This is a genomic window from Streptomyces sp. PH10-H1 (genome assembly GCF_030063355.1).
In the GTDB taxonomy this organism is placed as follows: domain Bacteria; phylum Actinomycetota; class Actinomycetes; order Streptomycetales; family Streptomycetaceae; genus Actinacidiphila.
Genome location: NZ_JASISZ010000056.1, coordinates 23846 through 30157, shown reverse-complemented (window position 1 = coordinate 30157; position 6312 = coordinate 23846). Strand labels below are relative to the sequence as shown.

At 69.0% G+C, this 6312-nt stretch carries 6 protein-coding genes; 2 read left to right on the top strand and 4 right to left on the bottom strand.

The genetic code is table 11. The features are described from left to right. Positions 1-127 precede the first annotated feature (127 nt). Together QMK24_RS28405 and QMK24_RS28400 are read right to left on the bottom strand one after the other, a co-directional pair. Positions 128-898 (bottom strand): DUF1016 N-terminal domain-containing protein, encoded by a 771-nt coding sequence (locus tag QMK24_RS28405; protein ID WP_283469657.1) that lies wholly within the window; start codon positions 896-898, stop codon positions 128-130. 14 nt (positions 899-912) lie between these two features. Next, the gene (locus QMK24_RS28400) at positions 913-1119 is read right to left on the bottom strand and encodes a DUF397 domain-containing protein (protein ID WP_283469656.1); all 207 of its coding nucleotides are present in this window, start codon (positions 1117-1119) and stop codon (positions 913-915) included. 9 nt (positions 1120-1128) lie between these two features. Here QMK24_RS28400 and QMK24_RS28395 point away from each other — a divergent pair, with 9 nt between their 5' ends. Beyond that, on the top strand, positions 1129-1515 hold the full coding sequence (locus QMK24_RS28395) for an ATP-binding protein (RefSeq protein WP_283469689.1): 387 nt from the start codon (positions 1129-1131) through the stop codon (positions 1513-1515). Here the strand turns inward: QMK24_RS28395 and QMK24_RS28390 are convergent. Further along, the gene (locus QMK24_RS28390; protein ID WP_283469655.1) at positions 1469-4753 is read right to left on the bottom strand and encodes a serine protease; all 3285 of its coding nucleotides are present in this window, start codon (positions 4751-4753) and stop codon (positions 1469-1471) included. The genes QMK24_RS28395 and QMK24_RS28390 overlap by 47 nt on opposite strands. 5 nt (positions 4754-4758) lie before the next feature. Beyond that, positions 4759-5103 (bottom strand): trypco2 family protein, encoded by a 345-nt coding sequence (locus QMK24_RS28385; protein WP_283469654.1) that lies wholly within the window; start codon positions 5101-5103, stop codon positions 4759-4761. Positions 5104-5598: 495 nt separating this feature from the next. Between QMK24_RS28385 and QMK24_RS28380 the strand changes: the two genes are divergently transcribed. After that, complete coding sequence (locus QMK24_RS28380) at positions 5599-6285, top strand: M23 family metallopeptidase (RefSeq protein WP_283469653.1); 687 nt, start codon at positions 5599-5601, stop codon at positions 6283-6285. Positions 6286-6312: the final 27 nt, after the last annotated feature.

Sequence of the window (6312 nt, the reverse complement as noted above, 5' to 3'; positions counted from 1 at the left end):
CGCACCCTGGGCGGGCCCGGCCCCGCCCCATTTGCGTCCACCCGACGGCCGTCACCTGCTCACGGCGCGGTGATGTCCGCGTCGAAGACGCCCTGGGCCACCCGGGCGAGGTCCTCCTCACTCGGCATCAGCGCCCGCGCCTCCGGCGGAGAGTGGCGTACGTACTGACAGCGAGGGGACGGCTGTTGCCGTCCAGGGCGATCCGCGAGGTATCCGCATTCTGGTGGGTACCAATGAGAATGCCGATCGTCGCGTCATCGCGCTCGGGGTCACGCGCGGTATCCAGGCCGAGAAAGTCGAGGCGGTAGGGATCCTTGACGATGTCCTGCAGGACATCCGCCCCGTCGGGAATCGTCGCCGTGAAATTCGTCGCTGCGGCGCCCTGAGTGAAGTGCAGCCGGCTCGCGATCCAGTGCTCCAGCATCCCGCGTGACCAACCGTGCTGCACGGCGTTGGCGGTGTAGAAGTCCAGCTCGGCACGGGTGCTCAGCTTGCTCATGAGAACGGTGATGTGCCCCCACGGCAATTGTCCAACAGGTTGTTGGACAATTGGCTCCGGCCAGGTCCTGGCCATCCTGTGCATGTAAATCAAGTTGCTCCGCGAGAAGCCGCGCTGATGCGGGAACGCGCTTTTGAGATCGGCCGACAGCCGTTCGACGACCTTGGTCCCCCAGCCCCCCGCATCCTGGCGCGCCAGGATGCGGTGACCGATCTCCCAGTACATCTGGATGAGCTCGGTGTTCACCGCCCGCTGCACCCGGCTGCGAGCCTGCCCGACGGCGTCCTTCACTTCGCCCAGCAGGTCGCCGTACCAGGACGGCATGGCACCGGGCTGTGCGGGGATCACCCGCTGATTCTCGATCTTTTTCGACATGATGCCGAGCTTTGCGTGGAGCAAGGAGCCATGATCGACTATTGCCCGGCATATCCGCCGAACGGGTGAAAGGGCCTGAGGGTGACCTCGTCGGCCTTGATACGGGCGAGCAGGGCCGCGAGGCGGGCGCGGGTGGTGGTGAGGACGACGCCGGGGGCGTCGGATTCGCGGAGGCGGATCGTTCCGTCAGACGGGGAGACGGCGAGTTCCAGGCAGTTGGCCCGGACGGCGATCAACGACCGCACACGTACACCCTGTTCGCCCCGGGAACGGCGACCGCTCCCAAGATCTGCCGGGATTTCGTCCGCGCCGCGCTCAGCGCGGAGGGGCTGGGGCGGCTGGCCGATACCGCGGCCGTCTGTACGTCGGAGTTGGTGACGAACGTCCACCGGCATGCGGGTGGGGACGTTCACTTGCGGCTGGCCGTGGAGGAAGCAGAGGTGCGGGTCGCGGTGTATGGCGGCGGGTCAGGGCGGCCGGCGCCGCGTCGGTCGGGGGTTTGGGAGGTGGGCGGGCGCGGGCTGTTCCTGGTGACGGCGCTGGCCGACGGGTGCGGGGTCACGGAAGCAGGGCCGCCGGGGAAGGGCGTGTGGTTCACACTCGGGCGGTTCCCCAATCGCGGGGGCGGGGGCGGGCCGTGACCTTGGCAGTGGGGAGCCGGTCGGCGTTGAGGATGGCGGTGGCGTTGGAGACGTGCACGGTCGTGAGGTGGGGGAGTTCGGCGAGCGGCGCCAGATCGATGGTGCAGTGGTCCGCCGGGGTGTCGTGGATGCGCAATTCACGGATCGACGGGAAGCAGCGCACGATGTCCTCCCATCGCGTCGCCACATACGATCCGCTGACCTCTAGGCTCTCGATCCCCGGCATCTCCAGTCCGCGCGGCAGCCTTTCCCCCTGATCGTTGAAGGCGAAGGTGAGCGAACGGAGTCCGGGGTGGGCGGTCAGATGGTCCCACTCCTCCGGCAAGGGCAGCGATTCCCGGGCGGCGAGGCCCAGGTGCCGTAGCGCGGGGAATTCCCCGATGCCCGTCAGCCGTGCGTCCATTCCAATGAGTTCGAGTTTTTTCAGGGGGAGGGTCCGGGGAAGCGAGCGGATTTCGCCCCGCAGCACGCCGTATCCGAGGGCCAGCGACTCAAGGCGGGTGCTTGTCGCGAGGCTGGCCAGGTCGAAGCAGGACGGTCCGAAGAGAGCGAAGTCGGAGAGCGGCAGGCTCCCCAGCGGGGACAGGTCGGTGAGCGGACTGGACCGAGAGAGTTGCAGGAAGTTCAGTCGCGGAAAGGCGGACAGGAATCCGAGGCCATCCATCAGAAAGTCCCTGGAAAGGGCGAGGTAACTCACGATGCCGGGCTCAAGATGGGCGGTGAGATCGTCCTTGCGCAGCGGTCCTGACACGCAGAGTTGTTCCACTCCGCCCATCCGGCCGAGCGTTCGGAGGTCGTCCCGTGTATTGGCGAAATAGAGGGTCCCGCTCCTGGGAAGGTGCGTGAGGACCTCGGCCGCGTAGCGTTCCGGGTCGTCCACAATGCGCCAGCGTGATGCGAGAGGGCTGCGGACCAACGGGTCCTTATGGTGGCGGAACCGGGCCAGCAGCGGAATCGCTGCGTCGGTACCGATGGCGAGGGCAGTCCAGACGACGGCTCGCGCCTCGTCGTCCTCCAAGCCGTCGGGGCCCGGAAGAAGCTCCAGGACGACCGGGCCGATGGCCGCGAGCGCAGCAGCCTCACCGTCGGTGCGTGGCGGGATGAGGGCGGCCGTCCGTGCGTTCACCTCCGCGCGGACGGCGGGGTCCAGTTCTGGGGCGTGTTCCAGGCAGGCCATGGCCAGCAGGTGCAGGCGGGAGCGGTGGGACTGGGTGCGGTCGCCGCGGGCGATCAGTTTGCGCAGCAGGCGGGCGCGTTCGGCCGGGCGGGCGTGGGCGGTGGCCATCCGGATGACGTCGGACCACTGGTCGTGGTGGGCGTTGCGGACCATCAGGTCGAAGTCGCGCTCCTCGACCGCCGCCTTCGCGCCGAGGTAGTCCTGGAAGGTGCGGTGGATGAAGTCGACGGTGCCTTCGGCCGGCTCGCGGAGCAGGCCGCTGCGTTCCAGCAGATGGCGGAAGATCTGCCGGGCGTCGCCCAGCTCGGCGACGGCGGGCATGGACGGGAGGGCCGCTTCGATGAGACTGATCGCGTCGGACTGGTCCATCTCGGCCTGGCCGTTGCGGATCATCCAGTAGGCGAGCTTCTGGAGGAGCTGGATCTGCGGTTCCTCGGTGAGCTGGACGGTCAGATCGCGCTCCCGGTCGCGGCGGGTGAGCAGCATCGAGAGCGCGGCTTCATACAGCTCTCTGCGGCCGTGCGGGAGATAGCCGTGCCGGTCGCGGTGCAGGGCGCAGATCAGGCCGCACATCAGGGGGTTGGTGGCGAGGCGGGCGAGGTCCTGTTTGGTGCGGATGGCCTCGTGCAGGGAGCCCTGGTATACGTCGAGACGGGCGAGTTCCTCGTCGTCCGTCTCGGTCGCGCGGGCGGCGTCGTGCCAGCGGTCGACGAATGCGGTCACGCCGGGACGGCTCATCGGCGCGAGCGTGAGGTCGGTGAACCCTTCCCGTGCGAGCCAGGACTCCTCCACGGCGGACGGCCGGGAGGTGACCATCCACTGGTTGCCGGGGAAGGCGATCAGCAGATCGCGCAGCCAGTCCCGTACCTGTTCCCGCTCGCGTTCGCCGATCTCGTCGATGCCGTCGACGAGCAGCAGGCCGCGTCCGGCGGTGAGTACGCGTTCGGCCCATCCCGGCGGCGGGGAGATCGGGGCGCGGACGGCGGCGAGGAAGTCGGCGGGGAGGGGCAGCGCGTCGCGGTGGATGAGGGTGCGCAGCGGCAGCACGAAGGGGATGCGGCCCGGCCCGTCGTCACGGAGTGCCGAAACGGTGAGCCACTGCACGAGCGTGGTCTTGCCGGATCCGGCGACGCCGCGCAACAGCACGCGGTCGTGTCCCGCGAGTGCCTGGTCGGCGGGACGGGGGCCGCTGGGTGCCGGGATGCCGTCCTCGTGGGTGTGGCGTTCCGGGCTGGTGGTCTCCAGGCTGACGTAGGCGGCGTCGAGCGGCCAGCTGGCGCGGGAACGGCTGCTGAGGTCGATTCCGAAGATGGTGAGCCGGCTGTGGCGCTCGGCGAGGAAGCGGGCGTACCGGGTCTCGAACGTGTCGTCCTCATCGATCGGCAGCGGGCCGGAAGTGACCGAGAAAGAACCGCCGCTGCTTCCGAGGGCATCCGTGAACGTCTGCCTGTCGAGCAGGCCGGCCACCGGGACCACAGTCAGCCGGCCGTGCTGCCACCCGTAGGGATCTCCGGACACGATGCCGAGCAGCGTGTCGCGCCGGAAGACCGGCGCCCCGGATACGCCGGCCCACGGGGAGGCGCCGTCCGGACGTGGTGCGGGCGGCGTGTCGTCGAGCGTCAGCGCGTGGTTGCCGCTGAGGAGTCCGGCGCCGGGTTTCAGCGTTCCGGTGAGCTGCTCACTCTCCAGCCGGCCGGCCGCGTCACGCTGGACCAGGGGGAACCCGAACGCCTCGCAGCCGCGGACCGGCGTGAGCGACGTGAGGTTTCCCCAGTAGTGCTCTGACGTGGTGTCCGCGGGGAACAGGGTGATGTCCCCTTCCGCGAGCAGCAGGGCGATATCGACGTTGAGGTCCTTGTCGGTGATCTCCTCGCGCCCGGACCAGACACGCCTGCACCTCACCTCGCCCCGGCCACCCAGGGTGATGACGCGGATGTCGTCCGGGTCTGCGACGACATGGTCCGCGGTCAGTACGAGGTGCGCATTGAGCAGATAGCCGCTGCCCTGTCGACCGCCGGAGAAGACCGCCGCGATCCGTTCGCGCTGGGGCCCGCTGGGCACCGCCTTCAGCTGCCGGCGTCGGTGAAGTGGCTGCTGTCGCCCTCGTCGTCCATGTGGACGTCGAGGTGGCCTCCGGTGGTGGCGTTCTTGGGCTTGAGGGTGAAGGAGACCGTGTGGGTGCGGCCCCGGGAGCGGGTGCCTTCCACACCGGCGTCGACGACCCAGGCCTTGACGCCGGCCTTGCCGTGGACGTCGCGGCGGATCTCGACGGTGAACTCCATATGGATGTCGCCGACCTCGAAACGGACGGCCTTGCCGGTGCCGCGCGCGGCAGCGGTGGTCAGGCCCTCGCGGACCGCCTCGACCGCATCGGCCAGTTCGATGTCATTGAGGTACTCGTCCGCCGCCATCGTGTGCGCCCCCGCCCCTGTTCGGTGGGGCAACGGTAGAGCAGCCGGGGCGGGCGCCGCCATGTTTTCCGGGGAATCGAGTGAGGGGTTGAGTGACGGGGGCCACAGGACTTCCGGCCCGGGGTGAATAGCCCAAGGGCCCGTGCGAAAGGCAATGGATCTTATTGCGGGGTGACATGGCACACGCGCCATTCCGGCCTTACTAGGCGGAATAGTCGACGCTTCACCGGCGCTGGTGGGACCTCCTTGTGAGTGACGTGCATCACAGGCCAGACGTCGCCGGGGCCTTGTTTTGGGTGGTGATGGGTGGTTTGGAACGCGATTTCAGTAGCTGCGGGGCTTGGCAAGAGGTGTTTCGTCCTTGCATTCGCTACGGCCGCGGTTAGTAGAAGGGGGCCTTGTGCGGCCGCCGGGCGGCGCGTTACCACTGAATGGCGAGACGACGGCCCCGCAGCCGTTCCTGTCCGTATCCCCCAATCAGTGAGGTAATCCCGCATGCTCAAGAACTCAACGAAGTACCGCGCTCCGAAGTCCGTCATGCGTGGCCGTGCGGCCGTGGTGGCGGGCGGGCTGTGCGCGGCACTCGCGCTGGGCTCTACGGCGGCGATGGCCGCCGACTCGCAGGCCGCCGGTCTCTTCGGGACCGCGTCGTCGGTGAGCGGCATCGCGGACGTGATGAAGACGCAGGCGGACGGGCAGAAGAAGACGGCCGCCGCGGCCGCCGACGCGAAGAAGCGGGCGGACGAGAAGTCCGCCGCGGACCGCTCGGCGCGCGTGAACGCCTGGGTGAAGCCCGTGAGCAGCTACACGATCGGCGCGGCGTTCGCGCAGGCCGGTGCGCACTGGGCGCACACCCACTCCGGCCAGGACTTCGTGGTGCCGACCGGCACGCAGGTCATGGCCGTGCACGGCGGCACCGTCGTCGAGGCCGGCTGGGGCGGCGCCTACGGCAACAACATCGTGATCAAGCACGCGGACAGCACGTACACCCAGTACGGGCACCTGTCGAAGCTCGAGGTCTCGGCCGGCCAGACGGTGAGCACGGGCCAGGAGATAGGCAAGTCCGGCAGCACCGGGAACTCGACCGGCCCGCACCTGCACTTCGAGGCCCGTACGACGCCGAACTACGGCTCGGGCGTCGAGCCGCTCGCGTTCCTGCGCCTGCACGGCGTCACCATGTGACCGCAGTACCCGTACCCGTACCCGTAC